Here is a 19,960-nt window from a genome sequence, read left to right as displayed (position 1 = left end):
TTTCATCTGAACGCATTCGCGCTGATGCTTGCATCAGCCTTCAGCACCAATGGTCACGCACAAAGCCCGCAAGACGTGGTGCGCATCGGTTTCATTACCGATATGTCTGGCCCCTATGCCGATACGGACGGGCCGGGAGGCGTCGAGGCAATCAGGATGGCGGTGCAGGATGCCGGCGGGAAGGTGCTAGGCAAGAAAATAGAAATTCTTTCCGCGGATCACCAGAACAAGCCCGAGATTGCGTCGGCGCGAGCCCGGGAATGGATAGACCAGCAGGGGCTGTCCTTGCTGATCGGCGGGGTGAATTCGGCTGCGGGACTCGCCATGAATACCATCGTGGCAGAAAAGAAAATCCCCTACATCAACATCGGCGCCGCCACGGCCCGCCTGACTAACGAGGACTGCACCCCGTACACGGTGCACTATGAATACGACACGGTTGCGCTGGCCAAGGGCACGGGTTCCGCTGTCATCAAGCAAGGCGGAAAATCCTGGTACTTCCTGGTGGCCGATTATGCATTCGGCCATTCGCTGGAAGCCGACACCGGCGCCGTGATCAAGGCCAACGGCGGCACCGTGGTGGGATCCGTTCGTCACCCGCCCACCTCGTCGGACATGTCCTCGTACATTCTGCAGGCCAGGGCCTCCAAGGCACAGGTCCTGGGCCTTGCCAATGCCGGCGCAGACACCATCAACTCCATCAAGGCGGCCAACGATTTCGGACTGACCAAGGACATGAAGCTGGTGGGTCTGCTCATGACCATCAACGATATCCACGGCCTGGGGTTGCCAGTGGCCCAAAAATTGATGATGACAGACAGCTGGTATTGGGACAGGGACGAAGCGTCGCGGGCGTTCGCGCAACGGTTCTACAAAACGATGAACAAAATGCCCAGTACCCATCAGGTGGCTGCTTACTCCGCCACGCTGACCTACCTGAAGGCGGTCGAAGCCGCCAAGACCACAGATTCGGACCAGGTAATGAAAACGCTGAAAAGCATGAAGATAGACGATGTATATACCAAAGGCCATATCAGAGCTGACGGACGCTACATACACGACATGTATCTCATGCAAGTCAAAACGCCTGAAGAATCGACTAAACCCTGGGACTATATGAAAATAGTCGCCACCATTCCGGGCGATGAGGCGTTTACGAAAGCGACCGATTCCAAATGTTCCCTGCTTAAACCGTAAACGGTCAGCCTTCCTCGCTGGCCCGTAGTACAAGATCGGACCACGCCCGGTCAATCAGCCTGGCATCATTGTCGTTCAACTGCGAATGATCGGACAGGGTGCGGCGCCAATAACGCGCCCCAGCCCTGCCGCTCATCCAGCCAAGCATCGAACGCACAATAAGGCGCAAGGGAACGCCCTTCTCGATCTCGCGGCCAGCGTACTGCACCATGGCCTGAACGATTTGCGCCGGCTCGGACACTATGAGGTCGGGATGCATGGAACGTGAAATATCCGACAGTATGCCCGGGTTGTGCCAAGCCGCACGGCCCAGCATCACGCCATCGAACTCACCCAACAAGCTTGCCACCTCGTACACGCCCGTTATTCCGCCGTTCAGCACGATCGTGCAGTCGGGGAAATCAGCCTTGATGCGGGCTGCCATGTCGTAGCGCAGGGGCGGCTTTTCGCGATTATCTTTAGGCGACAGTCCTTTGAGCACGGCGTTGCGGGCATGCACAATAAAGACGCGGCAGCCCGTGTCGTGAATCTTGCCGACGAAGTCCCGCACAAAGCCATAGGAGTCGTCATAGTCCAGCCCCAGCCTGTGCTTGACGGTAACGGGAATCGACACGGCGTCCTGCATGGCTTTTACGCAGTCGGCCACCAATGCGGGTTCCGCCATCAGGCAGGCGCCGAAAGCCCCCTTCTGCACGCGTTCGGATGGGCAACCGCAGTTCAGATTGATTTCGTCATAGCCCCATTGCTGGCCCAACCGCGCGGATTCGGCCAGCGCTTCGGGTTCGCTGCCGCCCAGTTGCAGCGCCACGGGCTCTTCGGCCGGATCGAAATCCAGGTGCCGCGCCACCTTGCCGTGCAACAACGCGCCGGTCGTGATCATTTCAGTATAGAGCCGGGCACGGGGTGCCAGCAGGCGATGGAAATAGCGGCAATGCCGGTCAGTCACATCTATCATGGGCGCCACACAGAGTCGCCAGTCGGAAACGGGGATAGCGGACAATTCAGTCGTCACGGGAAACAGGTTTGAGCCACAAAAAATAAACGATAAACCGTATTTTGCGTCATTTTCACGTTTCAAGCTTGGGGCATAGGAACAGCCAGGCGGCCACTCCGCTTGTTGCCAGGAAGTTCGCGCCGCACGAAGGCGGAACCTGGACTAAAATCACTGTCCCGGCTTTGCCGGTTTTTATTCATCCGCGGTTTACCACAAGCAGAGTTTGCAGCCCATGGCCGTTTTTACCCCTGTCAGCGACGACGATGTGCGCGCACTTTTGACCCATTACACCCTGGGCGAACTCGTCTCCCTGCGCGGCATTACCGCCGGTATTGAAAACACCAACTACTTTCTGACCACCACACAGGGTGAATATGTACTCACTCTGTTCGAGGTTCTGACCTGCGAGCAACTGCCGTTTTATATTGAACTCATGCACCACCTGGCGCAACGCCACATTCCCGTGCCCGAGCCGCAAACGTTGCGCGACGGCACGCGCCTGACCGCACTGTATGACAAACCCTGCACCATCGTCACACGTTTGTCCGGCGGCTACGAGCCGGCGCCCAGCGCCGCGCATTGCGCACTGGCCGGCGCAACGCTGGCGCAAGCGCATCTGGCCGCCCGGGATTTCGGCATAAAGCAGCCCAATCTGCGCGGACTTTCCTGGTGGCGGGAAACTACACCTAAAGTGCTGCCCTTCCTGAGCGGCACGCAATCCGCACTGCTGCAGGAAACCCTGGATGAACAAATACGGTTCGCCGAAAATAATGTCTATCGGGCGCTGCCAACAGGGCCGGCTCATTGCGATCTGTTTCGCGACAACGTGCTGTTCGACGGCACTTTCGAGATGCCCCGCATGGGCGGTTTCATCGACTTTTATTTTGCCGGCTGCGACACCTGGCTATTCGACGTTGCGGTAAGCGTAAATGACTGGTGCATCGAGCCCAATACCGGCGTGTTCGATACGGAAAAACTGGCCGCATGGGTGGGCGCCTACGCAGAAAATAGGCCGTTTACGAGCAACGAAAAAGCAGCATGGCCTGTTCTATTGCGGGCCGCTGCCTTGCGCTTCTGGGTATCGCGGCTCTATGACTTCTATTTGCCGCGGCCTGCGCAAACGCTCAAACCGCATGATCCCCGGCACTTTGAACGTATATTGCTTGAGCGCCGCAAGACCACAGTTCTGGCGCTTCCTTAGCAAGCTAACAAGCTATCATTAAACCTACGCGCATCGTTGCGCGTTCACCTCCGGCGCGATGCGTCTCCAGGAAGTCCAAGTCACTATGCAAGCTGCCACCCTTCCCATCACGTCAGGCTGGTCCTGGATTCAAGATGGATTCAAGCTGTTCAAACTCCAGCCCATGGCGATGTTTTTCTGGAGCCTGATGACCGGCTTTTTCATTACTGTCAGCTATCTGATCCCTCTGCTCGGCCAAATGGTGCTGATCGCCAGCACGCCCCTGCTCACCTTTATCACGCTGAGTGCCTGCCGCAATATCGCCGCAGGGCGACCCATGCTTTTGCCAATGTGGCTGGAACCCCTGCGCGATAAAGAAACCCGCAAGAGCCTGTTCGGTCTGGGATTCGCTTACATGGTGTGCTGTCTGGCCGGTGGATTCATCGCCACGCTGCCATTCCTGGATGGTTTGATGAGCGCCATCACTGCGGACGGCGCCATCGACGAGCGGGCGTTGATGCTGGCCATGCGCGGCCCTTTCATCACTTTTGCGCTGATATATGTGGTGATCTCGGCGCTGTTCTGGCATGCGCCCGCACTGATAGGCTGGCATCGCATCAAGATGACACAGGCGCTCTTCTTTTCCATGGTGGCATGTTGGCGCAACAAGTGGCCTTTCCTGGCCTACGGCGTCAGCTGGGCTGCGATATTCTTTGCCATACAAATGGCGGGTGCGACCCTGACTTCGCTTGGCATACCCCCGGGCATAATGCAGATACTGCTGACACCCGTGAACATCGTCGTCGCAGCGGTCTTGTACTGCAGCTTTTATCCCGCTTATATCAGCGTGTTCGGCACCAACTATCCGGGTCAAGGCCATGGTGATGCCCATGGCAGCGGGGATGAAGACAGCGTTCTATAGCACTTTCATAGGCCGGATACGCCAGACAGTAACCACCTGGCAGTTCGATGGCCGATGCGGCACGTAGACAGAATGCCACGCGCCCGGGCAGCATATTGCTGACCTGCTTCAAGCGCTTGCCATCCGCGCCCAGGAACACGACGTCGATCGCGTAGCGCATCCCGAATGAGTGGACGGCCCGGCAGGGCGACAGGTACAGGCCAGTATGCCAGGGCAGGCACGGCAAGCCATGCAGGCCGCGCAGACGAGCCCAAAAGCTCTCGGCTCTGCGCAGAGTGAGTGGGGGTAAGGTGTCGACGGCCTTAACACTATCCCGGCGTGACACCTCTGGGTTCTGTAATCGGCTCATCAAAATTCGTTTCCCATGATCTTGATGGCGATGGGGAATCCGATTACAAGAAACGTGCACGGGAAAATGCACAGCACCATAGGAAACAGCATTTTCACAGGGGCCTCAAGAGCCAGTTTTTCGGCCCGCAAGAACCGTTCTGTACGCCGCTGATCCGATTGCGATCGCAATAAGGGCCCCAGGCTCATACCGAGCTGATCCGCCTGGGTCAACGCCGTCACAAGACTTCGGACCGCGGCAAGGCCTGTTCGTTCCGCCAGTTCGTCAAGCGCTTGCAATCGCGGCATACCCGCGCGCATATCGGCCAGGGCATGCCGCAACTCGCTGCGCAGAGGGCCTTCAGGTCCATGATGCGCAGCCTGTTGCAAAGCACCTTGAAGATTCAGGCCGGCCTCCACGCATAAGGTCGTCATGTCCAGCAAGAAAGGAAACTCGCGCAGCATTAGATTCTGCCGGCGCTTTCCCATATCGTGCAACCATAGTCGCGGCCACCACATGAGACACAGGCCTGCCCCCATGGGAAGGACTACACTCTGTAGCGCCGCCACATCGAGTGAAAAAAACAGGAACATCGGTGCAGCCAGACCGACCAATAGAAATACGAGGCACTGCAGCGCGACCACATGATCTGGCTGCCATGCCGAAGCCAGGCCCGCTATTTGGATACGTCTTCCGAGCGCCTCGCGCATCGGCCACGAGATGAATGGCCCGCATAGCCGGGAAAGGACGGATATCCAAGGCCACGCCAGCCTGAATAGCGTGCCTTGAGACGGTCTTTCAATATCGGCATCCTGCGTGACCACGGGACGCGTAAATACCCAGACGACAAGACAAAGCGACACACCCGCGGCCGCGCAGCTAATCCAGAAGAACATAGGTCATACCTGAATATTGACGATACGTTGAATGAAAAATATGCCGAGCAACTCGAGGACGGTGATGACGGCCAATACAAGCCAGCCCATGGGAGTCTGCCATAAGGCCTGCATGGAGTGCGGATCAAGTTGGTTCAACACAACACCCAAAGCAACAGGAAGACAGGCCATGACCCAGGCTTGCATGCGCCCTTGCGAGGTCAAGGCCCGTATACGCCCGAGCAAATGCAAACGGGCGCGCAAGGTCGCGGCAATGCGTTCGAGCGTTTCAGCAAGGCTCCCACCGCTTTGGGACGCTATTTTCAATGAAGAGACGACCAGTCCGGCGCCCTCGGTGGGCACCCGCTGATAGAGATTAGCCAGGGCCTGCTCGAACGATACCCCCATGCGCTGCTCACGCAACACAAGACCGAATTCCTGTATCAACGGCGCAGGAGACTGGGCCACGATATGCCGCAAGGCCGAGTGCACGCCTGAACCCGAACGCAAGGCGCCTGCAAGCGCCTGGACCAGATCGGGCAGCTGTTCGTCGAAATGTTGCAGTCGTCGTCGTTTCAGGCGCTTGATGCTGTACTGAGGAGCTACCAGCGCAAGCGTGCCCGCCGCTGCGCAGACCCATACCGAGCCTGCCGCGATATAAAACAACACGATGACCAGCGCACAAATCAAGACATTGGCGAACCATAGCTGCGCAGGGTCCAGAAACAGGAAAAATTCGCTCATGCGCTGCTTGGCTTCCTTCTTGAACGCCGTGCGATAGCGCTTGTAGGCTTGCGCGGCCGACTTCTGGAAAATCCAGCTGATTACCGTGACCAGCACGGCAATCGAGAGCAAAAAGATCATCACCATAAAAGTCTTCCGTCAGGCCGGGTGCGCACGCGTCGCCCCTAAAGGGTCCGAACGAACGAAAGCTTGAATTTCGCTGCGGGCCGGTGTGCGTTGATTGAACCAATCAAGGGGCAGCCGTGCGGATCCCGCTTCATCCTGGAAGCATTCGGGGACCACACCGCAGCCGATAAATAGGGCGGAAGGGCCGCCCTGATAGCGAAAAAGCGCTTGCGTTTGTATCCTGCCGCTCTCCATGCCGGTGACTTCGACGATAGAAGTGATCAGCCGCATACCGGTATTCAACCGGGCCTGCTGGACGATGACGTTAATGCTGCCTGCTATGTGTTCCCGCACCGCGGCCAAGGGAATATCCATGCCAGCCATCAGGATCATGGTTTCCAGACGAGACAGCGCATCGCGAGGGCTGTTGGCATGCAGAGTGGTCAAGGAACCTTCATGCCCCGTATTCATGGCGGCCAACATATCGAAGGATTCCCCGCCACGGCATTCGCCGATGACAATGCGATCGGGCCGCATGCGCAGGGCATTGCGCACCAGGTCGCGGATATTGATCTCGCCACGGCCCTCCAGATTTGCCGGACGCGCTTCCAGCGCCACCAGATGCTGGTGATTAAGACGGAGTTCAGCCGCATCTTCAATGGTGACTATGCGCTCGCCAGCCGGAATACAATTGGACAGAATATTCAGCAGCGTGGTCTTGCCCGAACCTGTTCCGCCGGAGACGATGATGTTCTTCCTGTGCTCGACACAGGCTGACAGGAAATCGCGCATGGACTCGTCCAGAGCGCCGACACGCAAGAGATCCGCCATTCCGGGCCTGCTTTGCGGAAATTTGCGTATGGTGATGCTGGCTCCGCGCAATGCAACTGGCGGAATCACCGCGTTGACGCGCGAGCCATCGCGAAGGCGCGCATCGACCATGGGAGAACTTTCATCGATCCGCCGTCCCAGCGGTGAAACAATGCGCTCGATAACGCCCAGTACCGCCTGCTCGCTGCTGAAGGCCGCGTTATGCCGGAGAAGGCGGCCTCCCGTTTCGATATAGATTTCATCGTGCCGATTCACCATGATTTCAGTGACGACATGATCAGCCAGCAAGGGCTCCAAGGGGCCTAATCCTACTGCCTCGTCGACCACATCCGTCAAGAGTGCAGTCCTATCCATTGAGTCAGGCAGTTCTGCATCGTGCACAATAATTTCGCGCAGTGCGGCCGTCGCTTCACTGCGCAAGGCGTCGTCGCTCATGCTGGCAATGTCGCGGCGCCGTAAATCCAGTGCTTCGAGAAGGGCGACATGCAAGCGCCGACGATGACGAAGAAGGGTATCGAGATCTAATTCATTTGAGGCATGAGCCTCACCCTTGCATGGCGGTTGCCGATCGACCAGCACTGGGCGCAGCGGCGCCGACCCGCCCGTCACGACCGCCCCCACTGAGTCGTCGTCTGAAGGATGATCGCAAGGCAATGCGTTTTCCGTCATTGGAACAATCGGGTGATGCTGGATCGATCCGCATAAACGGAGCAAGCAGGGGCCGATCACAATTTCGTCATCGAGTCCAAGCGGTCCGTACTGTGTTATTCGCTGCCCGTTGACCAGCGTGCCGCTCAATGCGCCGAAGTCTTCAAGAAAAAGGCCGCCCGCGCGCCGCTCTATGCGTGCGTGACGCTTTGCGACCCGCCAGGCCTTTAGCCGTAAGCCGCAACCGGACCCTCTTCCGATATCGAGCGGCAATGCGGCTCTGAGCGTATTCACGGTGCCATCTTCGAAGCGCAGTTCCATCTCGATCATGTTCACTCCCGAAAATCATATTGATTGGAGCCCGCGCGGGTATGGGCTTGCGGCCAAACTGCTGCATCCGACCGAACACCTTCCTGCCATTGGGAGCCTTCGCCTTCCCAGGGATCCCAGCGTGTACCAGACAGATCCGGGAGCGCGCTCGGAAAACTACTGGCGGCACGTACCGGCACATTGATGAGCTGCTCGTCAGGGAACGCGGCGTCGAGAATTCCCTGACTCTTATGAACGCGGCGCATGAGGTCGGGATGGTCTGGCGCCACGACCACAGGGGTGACAAATATCGCGAGTTCAGTCTCGTTGCGCTGGTAACGGGTTGACTTGAACAAGCGACCCAGCACCGGAACGTCGGCTAGCCCCGGCATTTTGTCGACGTTACGCGATTCATCACGCGACAGGAAGCCCGCGAGTACAAGCGTCTGCCCGGACCGCACATTGAACTCGGTAGCAGCCCGCCTTGTTTTGAGCGATGGTCCGTTGGGAACCGAGATTGACGTGTCGACCGAACTGACTTCGACTTCGATGCGCGACCGTACCGCAGCGTTGCGCTCGATTTGCGGCGTTATTCTGAGGGAGACCCCGTAAGGCTTGAACACCGTGTTCGTATTTCCGTTTTTGTCTACGGTGGAATATGGAACTTCACCGCCCGCGAGGAATTCCGCGGTCGCGCCACTGCGGGCGAGCAATTGGGGCTGGGCCAGCACGACAGCTTCGCCAGTCTGCGCCATGGCGTTGATGCGTGCGGACAACAGTGCATTGATACCAAAATACCCGGCGGCGGCCGTCGCCGGGAATGGGATAGGCACGGTCGGCAAGCCAGGACGATCGGTGAAACGCCTGGAACCGCCATCCCATGAAAGTCCCGCGTTGATGCCGCCATCCGCGGCGGAATTCCAGCGCACCCCAAGCTCCTGCAATTGGATACGCGGTACCTCGACGACCTGGACGTCAAGAAGAACCATGCGATCCCAACCTACCTGGCTGGTGAAGTCCAGAAGTTGCGGATAGCGTTTCCCGAGCTCGGCCACCCGTTCACGGTCACTGTCTGACAAATCATCACCTTCGACCATCAACTTGTCCCCGACAATTGACACCTTCGCCTGTGGGATGCGCTCCAGGGCGCTACGAAGTTCCTCCTGCACCTGACGAGCTCCCTCCGCAGCGACGTCCACCTGATATCGGTGGCGTTGACCGTTGGAAGACCAGATCTGCAGCGCGCTGGATCCCTCGTGCCGAGCGAAAACGATGACTTCCTTTTCTTCGGTCGTTACGGCGTTCAAGATGTGACCATCCCCTACCGCGATGCGCGCCACGTCTGGGATCCCCAGCACTTTTACTTCGCCGACTTGCAGCTTCAGCAGCGTATCCTGCGGAGCGGCCAGACCGGGTGACACCACCATGAGCGATAGAATTAGCCAGCCGCGACAGAGGTTGAGCATCATTGCCGGCACCTACTCGACGGGGGCATCAGACAGCGACGCAGGGCCTGCGGTCAGATCGTGGATACGCGGGGCGTCGTGAGCGTCGGCTACCGACTGCATCCAGGCGCTGACCAGTTCGGGCGCATAGGGCAAATCGAACAGACCGCTGCCCTGGCGTGGCGATGACAACCCCGAAGAAGTGAGTCCGGGTATAGTTGCGATGACCTTGTTGCCATAGATGACTGGAATCTTCTTGCTGACCGCGGGCGGCAGCCCCGAGTCAATTTCCAATAGACTCGCCAAGTCGCCGCGCACCGCCTTTTGGGTGGCGACGCTGTCCGTCGGATGGCGAAGTACTGCCGTTATGGTGCCGCTTTGCCGTGCTGCGACCAGCTTAACCGCATCTTCAGGAGCGGCATCCAGCGTAACAGTGGCGTAGGCACCTTGACGCAATGGTGTGCTCTCGTGTGCTTGCTGCGTTGTGGTGCCGGTTGCCAAGACCAATACTCCCTGCAATAACGGCGCAGTGATCCGGCGCCGCCGATACTCGAACGACACATACAGATCGATCAGGTCGCCAGGTTGTAACAAGCCCGAAACGGAATTGATGGCGTCCACCGGCATAGTGATGGCCCTGCGGCCCGTCGCGAGATGAGATGAGAAGGCAGTCTGCTGCTGTGCCATTGCATGGGCAGGAAGAACAAGATCGCCGCCGCGCAAAGGCGAGCGCAACACAGTACCGTGCAACTCGCCATGGCGTTCCGGAGGAATGCTGTCGCTGGATGCCACCGACGCTGGCAATGATCGCAGCGCAAGGTGTTCCGAACCCAGCTGCGTTCCGGCAGGCAGATCGTGGGCGGCTACGACGCGGTTCACCATGGGAACCCGGGCCTGTGCTTCGAGCAATTGAACACGATTCTGTATGTGCTGGCGTGCTGCCCAGGCAGCACAGAGGCCGGCGACGAGTGCCAGCGATAGCATCGCCAGGGAACGATTAAAGATCGGTGCCCTCATTGGATATCCTTTCTCACGATGACTTATTGAACGTGGTGAACGAATAAAGTAGTTCCTGCCGCGCTGACCTGAGGAAACAGCATCAGGCGCGCATTCCCTCGACGCCAGGCGCTTGAACCGCGTGTTGCAAAAGCCTGTTCGCGAGTCCACCCTTCTTGGTGCAGGCCACGTTCGATATAAGCAAGAAGTTCATCACGATCAAGTGCGACGCTATAAATATGTTGGTTTACGGTATGAGGCCTTGCGGCGGATGTCAGGCTGAACCTTCTTGCCGCATTGGCGGGCAACCATTGGAACAAATGGTCCCTGTCTGTGCCGGGCGGATTGGTACTTGGGGCTTGTACATACAGCGCCGACACATAGCCGCGGGATCCCTGTGGAGCCGACTCGATTTCAGCCAACCAATGCCATCCGGCCCGCAGCCCCGACAATATGATCTTGTCGCGTAGCGTCAGAACGCGCTGGAAGATATCAGTATGGCCAGACAGGATCTCGGCCGCTTCGACAGCAAGCAGGGTTGAAGCAAAGGACTTTGCGTAGGACGGCATCCCGGATAGCTGCATGGCCTGGTGTTGCTGCCAATGAAACCGCTTGTCGGGCAACGAGGCAAGAAGTGCCTCCACCTTCTTATCCGTATCGAATAGTGGCATGCCGTTAGCCTGACCCGACACCATTACAAAGCCCAGGCACGCATTCGCGAAAATGCGGCACAGGCCGATAATTAATGGAAACAAGCTCAAACCACGGGCTGTCAATAGGGTTTTCACACGATTATTCATATCCCGGACTTCCCAAGTGAAAATCGGGTACCTGACCGGCCCAGGGAGCCAACCAATCGAAGATCGGTTCGGGACGATTCCAGGCTGCATCAACCCGCGACATCGCGGCCGCGACATCGGTTCCTAGCGCATACGACGAACCTGCGCTCTGGTTCCATGCAAGCGCGGACTCAGCCACGACCTGTTGCGTTGAAGCATCGCTGGACGCATGACCGGCGCCCGTAAGAATGGCGGTATGGCGTCGCAAAACGAATTGCTGTCGATCAAAGTCATTCAGTCCGGTTACAGTAGCCGTTTCCGGCGCCCTAACAGGTCCAGACAGCGGTGCGACAGCAATATTGCTGGCCACTATGCCGGTGTCTTCAATACGCCATTGCCGGCGCAAAATGGCGGCTTTGTCAGATGTCCGCCCTGCCTGCGCCGACGCGTCCAGCACGGTTTGCCGGTCTATCTGCAACGTCACTTCATTAAGTCCCGGACTTAACAGTCGTTCGCCACGACGATCCGACCATTGATGGGCACGCCCCGAAAAATAATGTTGCCGCATTTCTACTTCCATAGACGCACCTGGATCACGGCTTAGTGCAAAGGCAACGTATCGGCTCGCATGGGCGGCCTGTAGCGCCATGTCCTGCAGCCGTCCCACCCAGCCGACACCAACCCACAAGGAAAGCAATGCCAATAAGACCACCAAGCCCTCGAGCAATGCCTGCCCACGCTGGGTCGTGGGCCACGCACATTCATGCCAGGGAGAAGATGTCGGAAGCCGACATCCAAGCGGGGGAGATAGAATCAGTTTCATGGCCCTGTGTCGCCCAGTTGGGTAGAGGTATGGGCGGCAAGTCGCGCCTGCCAATAGGGATGAAAAAGGTTGGCGTATTCGCGCTTGCCATCGGAACGCACATGAGGCCTGTCGAAAAACGTTTCGGCGCCGCTCTGTGTCGTGATCGTGAGACCTTGCGGACCTGGATGCCTGAGCGTTACACCAAACCTCAAGGCAAAGTCTGTACCTTGCCGATTTACGTCGATGTAGTCAGGCAGGCCGCCACCCTCCCAGCGATGTCGGTTCGCCGCCGCCCTAGAATTGGCCAATGGGTTATCGCTGCCGGATACGATGTCCCAGTCAGTGGCGTCCTTCACCCAGCGCCAGAAGTCCTGAGCCGAGAAATCGGCCGGAGCGTCACCCACATGGGCCCCGGTCATCACGGAATGCGATGTGCTAGGTATCCAACCCCACCCCATTGCGTATTCGCGGTAGTAGCAGCCTATCCATTTATTGGATCGCAGGGCATGATAGGACTGTGTGTCGATGGACTGCCAACGCCCGGAAGCGTCAAGTTCCGTGCGACCACGCCGACGCAGTTCGTGTCTTAAGTGGGGGCATCGGGCGTCAACGGACCACGGATTTGAAGCAGTATGGTCACGTGGCGAAAGAAAGCGATATACCTGCGCCATGTCTTTGACAAATGAATGAAGCGACTGCCGACCCGAATGGAGCTGCACATAACCGGGCCATTTATCGTGATCTACAGTGAGGTTGAAATCATGGACAACGGGGAATTCAGGGAAATTTCGGGCAAGAACAGATTGCATGGCAGCGGCTCGGGCTTGCGGCAGACTGTTTGCAACGTCATCCTGAACCGTTGTGAGCACCGTTCGGACCACGTCATCGTGATCGGCGTAGGCTCGTGCCAATTCGCCTTGCGTCGTGGCACGAGCATCGAAACCGGCGGCCCTCTTGGCAGCGCGATAGGCTGCGCCATGGTCCTCGCCAAACATCATCGAAACGAGAAAAGCCGGGGGATTTCCACTGGCCAGCTGATGCGCCTGATTTCCGCCCAGCGACGCCCATGTACCCAGAGTGACCAGGTGAGCCATGGCAAGCTGGTGTCCAACGTGCGCACGGTTAACATACGCCATGAAGTTCATGCCGCGCGCTTGTGTCAAGGCGCCGCTATAAGCCGCTGCATCGACCGCATGCAACTGCCTGGCCTTGGCCGCCACTACCTGCGCGGTAGCGAAATACCTGAGAAACACCACGATAGCCACGCCGGCGAGCAGCATGCCCAGCACCAAGGCTTGCCCTTGCTGCGCACCAGTCATGACTGAGGGCCGCGTGAAGCTCATTGCGCCCCCGAGTTACCGGTGAATGACTTGAGGGTCTTGGCAGCAGTTTGCGCGGCGGCCGCTTCGGCAGCAGTTTGCGCCATGCGAGATTCTTCGGAGCCATCTTCCCCGGCCAGCTCCTTGGCCATAGCCGCCGTCTGCGAGCGGACGACCTGACCGAATAACTGGTATACGGCGATCGCGGCCACTGCGACGAGCGCGACCACGATAATGTATTCGGTCATACCCTGGCCGGATTGCCTGCCTTGTCGTTTTTGCACGATGTTCTCCTGAAACATTTCCAGGATTCCAGTGTGCGCGCAGGCCGGTTTGCTAACAATTCGGGAATGCCGAATTGGGCAAATAAGGCGCTACCCGCGAGAACGGGGCACCGCTACCCCAACGTGAATGTCCTCGCCGCAGCGCGGTTTAATGTGGCTCGCTGTCGGTCGGATACGCCGTAAGAGCCTCTTGCGGTTTCCGACCGTCGTGTAACTCGGCGTACAATTCGTCCTAGCATTCCTCCATGGGTTCCCTAACCCCATCCATCAAAAAGGCTCATCATGACCTTGGCATACGCCCCGCAATCGCGGGTATCGCTCTATCTCGCGCTATTGGTAGCGTTCCACGTCGTTATCATCATCGCCAGCAATTATCTGGTGCAGCTTCCCATCGACCTGTTCGGCTTTCACAGCACCTGGGGCGCCTTTAGTTTTCCCTTTATTTTTCTGGCAACCGACCTGACCGTGCGCCTGATTGGCAAGACCGAGGCCCGTAGCGTGATAGCGCGAGCCATGCTACCGGCCCTTATCGCGTCCTACATCGTGTCGGTGCTGTTCCATGAAGGCCGCTTCAACGGCATCGACACGCTAAGCGAATTCAACAGCTTCGTGTTCCGCATCGCCTTCGCCAGTTTCGCCGCCTACGTGCTGGGTCAGCTACTGGATGTGCAAGTGTTTGACCGCATGCGCCGCAACTATATGCAGTGGTGGGTGGCGCCCGCCGCGGCGGCCGTGGTGGGGCAGGCGCTGGATACGGCCGTCTTCTTCAGCGTTGCCTTCTGGCGCAGCAGCAACCCCTTCATGGCCGAGCATTGGGCGGAGATCGCCGTCGTGGACTACGTCATCAAACTGGCTGTCAGCCTGCTGCTGTTCGTGCCCATGTACGGGGTTGCGCTGAACGCCATCGTCCGGATCATGAAACGGCGTGATGCCGCATTGGCCCGGGCGTGACCGCCCCCTTGACCGACTATCTGAAGATCGTCGCCAATGGGGTCAAGTTCGTCACGGCTAGAACGCCCGGCTTGTACCTTATTGCAAGTTAGAACTGCCAGCTGGCCTTCAAGGACCCCGAATGGCTACGGACTTTATTAGACAGCAGCCCGTCGTATTGAAGCCTGACGTCCATGCCTTTCTTGCCTAGCACTTGAACACCTCCCGATACTTGGCCGAAGATACGCCCGGTATCCAGCGTGGACTTGAAGGGATCCGTGCCGGCCGGCGCGCTCATGGGTGTTCCGATGTACTACGCCTACCACGGCGCATCGCCTCCCGCCAGGTCGGGAGCATCCCACGCGACGATTTATCCGTACGGACCATTCAGCAACAAAAATGGTGACACCGTTATCCTGGGCATTCAGAACGAACGGGAATGGGCGATCTTTTGTGAGCATGTCATCCTCAACGCCACACTGGCAAGCGACCCACTGTTTTGCACCAATAGCCTGCGTCATCAACGTCGCGAAGCCCTGCAGGCGATTTACACAGAGAGCGAAATCGCGCGCATGCGGGCGACGGGTTCCGTATAGGTTATTTTTAAGAATGCACAACCCAAAGCAGACTTTGATCAGTTCGACGGTGCGGCGGTGAAGACCTCCAATTGAGCGACGATCCTCAAGCAAACTCGATGACTTCATGCAACGGTTTGCGAGGCTTCTGTGACCAGTTCCCCGACATCGGATAACCGACGGTGACAATGATGGCAGGCACCTCTGTCGTCGTCAGTTTGAATTCGCGCGATAAGCCTTCGGGGTCGAAGCCAATCATTGCCCCTGTGGCCAACCCCATCCCCTCTGCCGCGAGCATCAACGTCATTGCTGCCAGCGATGCAGAGCGGATGGCCTCATCACGCTGTAATTCTGGGTTGTCGGTATGCGTGCGAGTGGCTTGAGCAACCCATCCATCGACTGCCGATTGGTCCATGATCCCTGCTTCCGCGGACGGCTCGAGGGCCTGGCGCAGTTGCTCGTGAGCAGCCAGTGTGCCGCAGATGATGAACGTCACCGATGCGTCGGCAACCTTCTGCTGTCCGTAGGAAACAGCCTTCAAACGCGCCTTGGCCTCGGACGAACGCACGGCAATGAACCTCCAGTTCTGGAAATTGTACGCTGAGGGCGCGCGCGTGGCTTGGTCAACTAGCCCCTTGATGTCATCATCGGATAGTTGTCGGCTGGGGTCGTAGTAATTGGTCGAAACACGTGACTCAATAGCTTGCTTGATGGGGTTGCTCATAGGACTTTCCGTTAAATTTAAGTGGACAGTTTTAAGAAAAGGATGAAGGTGATTTGATCAGGTTGGCCGGTTTGATGCCCATTGCACTACCAAGATGCTGCCAAGCACCATGAGGAGCCCGACCAGAGACACGCCCGTAACGGATTGCCCCAGCAGTGCCCAGCCAAGAATCACTGCCGTCAACGGACTCAGCAACCCCAGCGATAACACAGCCACCGGCGACAATCGTGCGATGCCACGAAACCACAGCGCATAGGCGAACAGTGCGCCCGCAATAGAGAGGTAGGCATAAGCCAGTGCCTGTGTAAGGTTCAATGTCGGCAGTGGTGGATCCGCTACCAAGGCGACGGGCGCCAACATCAGACCACCGGCCAGCAGTTGCCAGCCCGTCAGGGCAAGCACTGGCATGTCCGTTCGCCAGCGGCGTGTCAGATAGGTCCCGGCAGCCATGCATGCGGCTCCGGCCAACGCAGCTGCAACGCCGATCGGCTCCCAAATGGTGCTCGGGGACAGCAGCAGGATCGCCATGCCCACAACGCCCAGCATGCTGGCCCACATTGCCAATTTTATCGGCTTGCGATGATCTACAGCCCATATCAACGCCATGACCAGCAGCGGCTGGATCGCGCCCACTACCGATGCCAAACCTCCAGGCAGGCGATACGCCGCCACGAACAACAACCCCTGAAAAATTCCGATATTCAACGCTGACAGTACGACCAAGCGGCCCCATTCACGCCCCGTTGGTAGATGCCGCAAGCATAAGACGAGCAGTAAACCAGCGGGTAATGTCCTAATCAAAGCGGCGGTAAACGGTCGGTCCGGCGGGAGCAGTTCCGAGGTAACGATATAGGTCGAACCCCAGATGGCGGGCGCCAGGGCCGTCAGGATAATGTCACCCCAGACTGGGTGATGTGAGGGACTGGGCATGAAACAATCTTCAATTCAAGATAAAATTGAAGTTTGACGGCATTTTATCTTGAAGTCAAGACAAGTGGAGATTGCAATGAGAAGAAAGCGACAACCGGACTCGGTGGATGCCATCCTTGAACAATGGCGCCGCGAGCGTCCGGATCTGGAGATCAGCCCGATGGGGCCCATTGGGCGCCTCAAGCGTTGTGCAGCGCTACTACAGCGCGAACTGGATAAGATGTTCTCGGAATTCGGAATGACCAATTGGGAGTTCGATGTACTGGCCACGCTAAGACGTTCCGGTGCCCCATACTGTCTGGCGCCGACAACGTTGTTTGCAGCATTGATGATCACTTCCGGTACGATGACTCATAGGCTTCAGCGGCTGGAGGCTGCCGGTTGGGTGCAGCGCATACCGAACCGCAACGACGCACGCAGTATGCTGGTCCAACTGACCCCGGCAGGGCTTGAACTGATCGATCGCGCGGTAGAGGCGCACGTTGAGAACGAACGGGAAATCCTGACGCTGCTTCAGCCTGAGGCACTGGCATCCCTGGATGATCGCCTCGCTGAGTTGCTGTCGACGTTAGAAATCCCGGAGGACAAGCCGCGCTGACCGCCAAAAGGCCTAATAACAGCGACTTCGACCAACCGACGGAGAGGCTGCGGTGCCGATCGAGTTAGCACCAATTCGTGACGCGAAGTGGACTTACGCAGGAACGTACGTCAATCTAATCACGGCCTCGCCGATCAACTCGTTTGCTACAAGGCGGAGCGGCACCCGGGGGCCAGCGAAGAATGGCTTGCCATGACCAGGTACGATTGGATGGAGATAAATCAAGTTTTCATCAATGAGGCCTATCTCGGCCATGCTGTGTGCAAGGTTTGATCCGCCAACTTCAATCTCGCCTGCAAGTCCATCCTTCAACCTGCGGATTACCGCCGCAACAAGCGGCGACCGTACACACTGCCCGTCAAGCCACGCGCTTGCTCAATGACGCGACGAAAGAGTGTGGCGCCTGGAGAAGATGAAGCGCGCAGTAGACGGCTAACCACATGAGGGCATGCAGCCGTTGTCAGGGGCAGCAATGGGTCGAATAGCGCCTGAGCTTTTTTCGGTCCATCGGGTTGTCAGATGTACGCGATTATCAGCAAACTAAAACTCCCTTCCCTACAAAATGAGTTCATCACGAATCCGACCACTTCCGCTCCTTTGAAGCGCGCGCCTTGGAACAAGGGCAAACTCGTTGGGCAAAAGGCACCGTTAAAGCTCAAGGACATCTGGGCTATCCGCGTTCGACTACAACTTTCGAACGAAATTCGTAATCTTGCTCTTTTCAACCTGGCGATTGACAGCAAGCTTCGCGCATGCGATTTGGTGAAGCTACGAGCCCGAGATATCGCACACGGAGAGCACGTGTCAACTCGTACGATTGTTATGCAGCAGAACACCCAACGTCCTGTGCAATTTGAAATCACAGAACCAACACGTGATGCGTTGGCGGTGTGGATTCGCGCCAGACAATTACGTACTGATGATTTTATTTTTCCAAGTAGGTTGCGTGCATAAGACCCGTCCGTTTGGTGTATCCAACTACCTAAACGATGAAGCAGATATCACCGCCTACCCTCAGGTCGCAATAGGAGATGGAGATCCAGCGCTGTTGGCGGCAGCATTGGGCGACATCGCCAGAGCCCAAGGCATGACTCAATTGGCCCGCGACACCGGACTGTCTCGGGAAAGTCTTTACAAGAGTCTTTCGGGAGAGCGTGCGCCCAGCTCCGATACGCTGTTCAAGGTTATCCATGCCATGGGTTTTAAGCTGACGGTTGAGCCTCTGACCACGCATGGCTGAATCTGGCGTGTCTGGAGGCGGCCAGTAACGGCCAATCAACACTTTCTTGGCTGGCACGCTTCGTGCACGTTGCGGGGCTTACATAAGCATAGCGTTCAGATTAGCCAGTTTTCTACGACCAAGCCACGAATCCGCTCAAATTCCCTGGTGTTTCCCGTCACGAGCGTCATGCCAAGCGCGTAGGCGTGAGCACCGATCAACAGATCGTTGGCGCCGATGGACTCTCCAGCTGCCTCCAGTTCGGCGCGAATGCCACCGTATTCAGCATCGGCCGGGATGTCCAGAGGCAGAACGGGAATCGTCTCCAATAGGCTTTCAACCCGCGCCAGCAGCTTCGCGGAGCCCTTTTTCGCGCAACCGTAGCGTAACTCGGCTGCAACGATGATGCTGGTGTAGATTTCTTGGTGGCCGACCCGCTCGATGTGGTGGGCAGCGGAGCCATCCGGAACCCGCAGGAGCGCACTGATGATGTTGGTGTCCAACAGGTAGCCGCTCACAGGACATCCTCCGGCACAGTCGGTGTGTCGGAGATGTCGGGGAGTTGGTCGTCGGGAGCGGGCGGCTCCTCTTTTCGCCATTGGGCCAAGAGCTCCACGATGTTCCTTGGCCCGCTCACAGGCTCAATGATGAGCTTCGTGCCCTCTCGACGGATCAACACACAATCACCCGGCAACTCGAACTCAGCTGGGATACGCACAGCCTGGCTGCGATTGTTGCGAAAGAGCTTGGCTTCACGAGCCCTGGATTTGGTGATCGCGGTCATCTTCGCCTCCTGGGATGTATATGCCATATTGTATATGCCAAAATACCAGAAGGAAAGCATCTAGGTCTTATCCCGTCCGCGTAGCTCAGCTCCTGTAATCCTGAATTGCAAGAAATACTCCACCTGGCGGCGCGCCCCTGAACTCCAACGTTGCCCGGCTGGCTGCTTCGGAATGATATTCGTTATTCGCGATAGATTACTTCCGGCCGAGGCTGTGTGGAAACGGCGTTTTCACACAGCCTCGGCCATAAGCGGTCAGTGGAGACCGGTTTCTCAACGCAAGACGTCAGGCATGCCACGCCTATGCAGTGTAAGTAATGACAATCCGGCACCCACTTCAGACAAAAGTTTCGGAATTCAATGCCGACCCAACTTGGCATATGAACAAGGTGAGGAACCTTACGAGTGCGCTATCGGCGCATATCTGCGGCAAACACCG

Annotated in this window: 24 protein-coding genes and 1 pseudogene; 8 read left to right on the top strand and 17 right to left on the bottom strand. The window is 57.7% G+C overall.

The features are described from left to right. Positions 1-24 precede the first annotated feature (24 nt). Complete coding sequence (locus tag CR155_RS17370; protein WP_102071384.1) at positions 25-1,197, top strand: ABC transporter substrate-binding protein; 1,173 nt, start codon at positions 25-27, stop codon at positions 1,195-1,197. Between the two features lie 4 nt (positions 1,198-1,201). Here the strand turns inward: CR155_RS17370 and dusA are convergent, their stop codons facing one another. Next, positions 1,202-2,188, bottom strand: coding sequence for a tRNA dihydrouridine(20/20a) synthase DusA (gene dusA, locus CR155_RS17365; protein ID WP_102071383.1), 987 nt, complete (start codon positions 2,186-2,188; stop codon positions 1,202-1,204). Between the two features lie 235 nt (positions 2,189-2,423). Here dusA and CR155_RS17360 point away from each other — a divergent pair, with 235 nt between their 5' ends. Together CR155_RS17360 and CR155_RS17355 are read left to right on the top strand one after the other, a co-directional pair. Continuing rightward, positions 2,424-3,392: a homoserine kinase gene (locus CR155_RS17360; protein WP_102071298.1), complete on the top strand. Its 969-nt coding sequence runs from the start codon at positions 2,424-2,426 to the stop codon at positions 3,390-3,392. An 85-nt stretch (positions 3,393-3,477) separates the two neighbouring features. Continuing rightward, positions 3,478-4,293, top strand: coding sequence for a BPSS1780 family membrane protein (locus CR155_RS17355; RefSeq protein WP_102071297.1), 816 nt, complete (start codon positions 3,478-3,480; stop codon positions 4,291-4,293). Here the strand turns inward: CR155_RS17355 and CR155_RS17350 are convergent. The 10 genes from CR155_RS17350 to CR155_RS17305 are packed head-to-tail and all read right to left on the bottom strand — an operon-like array spanning position 4,214 to position 13,725. After that, on the bottom strand, positions 4,214-4,642 hold the full coding sequence (locus tag CR155_RS17350; RefSeq protein ID WP_102071296.1) for a DUF192 domain-containing protein: 429 nt from the start codon (positions 4,640-4,642) through the stop codon (positions 4,214-4,216). The genes CR155_RS17355 and CR155_RS17350 overlap by 80 nt on opposite strands. Continuing rightward, entirely contained in the window at positions 4,642-5,517 is an 876-nt protein-coding gene (locus tag CR155_RS17345) for a type II secretion system F family protein (protein WP_102071295.1), read from the bottom strand. The genes CR155_RS17350 and CR155_RS17345 overlap by 1 nt, the downstream gene beginning before the upstream one ends. Before the next feature lie 3 nt (positions 5,518-5,520). Further along, entirely contained in the window at positions 5,521-6,366 is an 846-nt protein-coding gene (locus CR155_RS17340; protein ID WP_102071294.1) for a type II secretion system F family protein, read from the bottom strand. A 12-nt stretch (positions 6,367-6,378) separates the two neighbouring features. Next, positions 6,379-8,154: a TadA family conjugal transfer-associated ATPase gene (locus CR155_RS17335; RefSeq protein WP_102071293.1), complete on the bottom strand. Its 1,776-nt coding sequence runs from the start codon at positions 8,152-8,154 to the stop codon at positions 6,379-6,381. Between the two features lie 2 nt (positions 8,155-8,156). Beyond that, positions 8,157-9,602 carry a type II and III secretion system protein family protein gene (locus tag CR155_RS17330; RefSeq protein ID WP_233214399.1) on the bottom strand — a complete coding sequence of 482 codons (1,446 nt, stop codon included), beginning with the start codon at positions 9,600-9,602 and terminating at the stop codon, positions 8,157-8,159. A gap of 9 nt (positions 9,603-9,611) precedes the next feature. After that, positions 9,612-10,595, bottom strand: coding sequence for a Flp pilus assembly protein CpaB (gene cpaB, locus CR155_RS17325; protein ID WP_102071292.1), 984 nt, complete (start codon positions 10,593-10,595; stop codon positions 9,612-9,614). Between the two features lie 23 nt (positions 10,596-10,618). Then, positions 10,619-11,362, bottom strand: a complete 744-nt coding sequence (locus CR155_RS17320; protein ID WP_158238296.1) for a hypothetical protein — start codon at positions 11,360-11,362, stop codon at positions 10,619-10,621. 4 nt (positions 11,363-11,366) lie between these two features. Further along, a complete protein-coding gene (locus tag CR155_RS17315; RefSeq protein ID WP_143705211.1) occupies positions 11,367-12,176 on the bottom strand; it encodes a hypothetical protein in 810 nt (269 codons plus the stop codon). Then, positions 12,173-13,501 carry a hypothetical protein gene (locus CR155_RS17310; protein ID WP_233214398.1) on the bottom strand — a complete coding sequence of 443 codons (1,329 nt, stop codon included), beginning with the start codon at positions 13,499-13,501 and terminating at the stop codon, positions 12,173-12,175. Before CR155_RS17310 ends, CR155_RS17315 begins: the two co-directional genes overlap by 4 nt. After that, complete coding sequence (locus CR155_RS17305; RefSeq protein ID WP_439650458.1) at positions 13,498-13,725, bottom strand: hypothetical protein; 228 nt, start codon at positions 13,723-13,725, stop codon at positions 13,498-13,500. Before CR155_RS17305 ends, CR155_RS17310 begins: the two co-directional genes overlap by 4 nt. A gap of 318 nt (positions 13,726-14,043) precedes the next feature. Between CR155_RS17305 and CR155_RS17300 the strand changes: the two genes are divergently transcribed. After that, a complete protein-coding gene (locus CR155_RS17300) occupies positions 14,044-14,712 on the top strand; it encodes a 7-cyano-7-deazaguanine/7-aminomethyl-7-deazaguanine transporter (RefSeq protein WP_102071287.1) in 669 nt (222 codons plus the stop codon). Between the two features lie 88 nt (positions 14,713-14,800). Here CR155_RS17300 and CR155_RS17295 read toward each other — a convergent pair whose 3' ends face one another. Then, complete coding sequence (locus CR155_RS17295; RefSeq protein ID WP_102071286.1) at positions 14,801-14,989, bottom strand: hypothetical protein; 189 nt, start codon at positions 14,987-14,989, stop codon at positions 14,801-14,803. On the opposite strand from CR155_RS17295, the gene CR155_RS17290 reads away from it, so the two are divergent. After that, a complete protein-coding gene (locus CR155_RS17290; protein WP_102071285.1) occupies positions 14,988-15,287 on the top strand; it encodes a CoA transferase in 300 nt (99 codons plus the stop codon). The two genes, CR155_RS17295 and CR155_RS17290, sit on opposite strands and share 2 nt — an antisense overlap. A gap of 85 nt (positions 15,288-15,372) precedes the next feature. Here CR155_RS17290 and CR155_RS17285 read toward each other — a convergent pair whose 3' ends face one another. Both CR155_RS17285 and CR155_RS17280 read right to left on the bottom strand, forming a co-directional pair. After that, a complete protein-coding gene (locus tag CR155_RS17285; RefSeq protein ID WP_102071284.1) occupies positions 15,373-15,990 on the bottom strand; it encodes a nitroreductase family protein in 618 nt (205 codons plus the stop codon). Positions 15,991-16,047: 57 nt separating this feature from the next. After that, positions 16,048-16,920: an EamA family transporter gene (locus CR155_RS17280; protein WP_102071283.1), complete on the bottom strand. Its 873-nt coding sequence runs from the start codon at positions 16,918-16,920 to the stop codon at positions 16,048-16,050. Positions 16,921-16,996: 76 nt separating this feature from the next. Here CR155_RS17280 and CR155_RS17275 point away from each other — a divergent pair, with 76 nt between their 5' ends. Next, the gene (locus tag CR155_RS17275; RefSeq protein WP_102071282.1) at positions 16,997-17,518 is read left to right on the top strand and encodes a MarR family winged helix-turn-helix transcriptional regulator; all 522 of its coding nucleotides are present in this window, start codon (positions 16,997-16,999) and stop codon (positions 17,516-17,518) included. Positions 17,519-17,611: 93 nt separating this feature from the next. Here CR155_RS17275 and CR155_RS21405 read toward each other — a convergent pair whose 3' ends face one another. Next, on the bottom strand, positions 17,612-17,839 hold the full coding sequence (locus tag CR155_RS21405) for a dihydrofolate reductase family protein (protein WP_102071281.1): 228 nt from the start codon (positions 17,837-17,839) through the stop codon (positions 17,612-17,614). A gap of 249 nt (positions 17,840-18,088) precedes the next feature. Here CR155_RS21405 and CR155_RS17265 point away from each other — a divergent pair. After that, positions 18,089-18,463 (top strand): annotated as a pseudogene (locus CR155_RS17265) (site-specific integrase); the annotation flags it as partial. Between the two features lies 1 nt (position 18,464). Further along, entirely contained in the window at positions 18,465-18,758 is a 294-nt protein-coding gene (locus CR155_RS17260; protein ID WP_233214396.1) for an addiction module antidote protein, read from the top strand. A gap of 95 nt (positions 18,759-18,853) precedes the next feature. On the opposite strand, the gene CR155_RS17255 is transcribed toward CR155_RS17260, so the two are convergent. Together CR155_RS17255 and CR155_RS17250 are read right to left on the bottom strand one after the other, a co-directional pair. Then, positions 18,854-19,255, bottom strand: a complete 402-nt coding sequence (locus CR155_RS17255; protein WP_102071279.1) for a type II toxin-antitoxin system VapC family toxin — start codon at positions 19,253-19,255, stop codon at positions 18,854-18,856. After that, positions 19,252-19,548, bottom strand: a complete 297-nt coding sequence (locus CR155_RS17250) for an antitoxin (RefSeq protein ID WP_233214395.1) — start codon at positions 19,546-19,548, stop codon at positions 19,252-19,254. The genes CR155_RS17255 and CR155_RS17250 overlap by 4 nt, the downstream gene beginning before the upstream one ends. Positions 19,549-19,960 lie beyond the last annotated feature (412 nt).

This window comes from Pollutimonas nitritireducens, assembly GCF_002849615.1.
Classification (GTDB): Bacteria; Pseudomonadota; Gammaproteobacteria; order Burkholderiales; family Burkholderiaceae_B; genus Pollutimonas; species Pollutimonas nitritireducens.
Note: the sequence above shows the minus strand (reverse complement) of the source record. Positions and strands in the feature narration are given on the sequence as shown.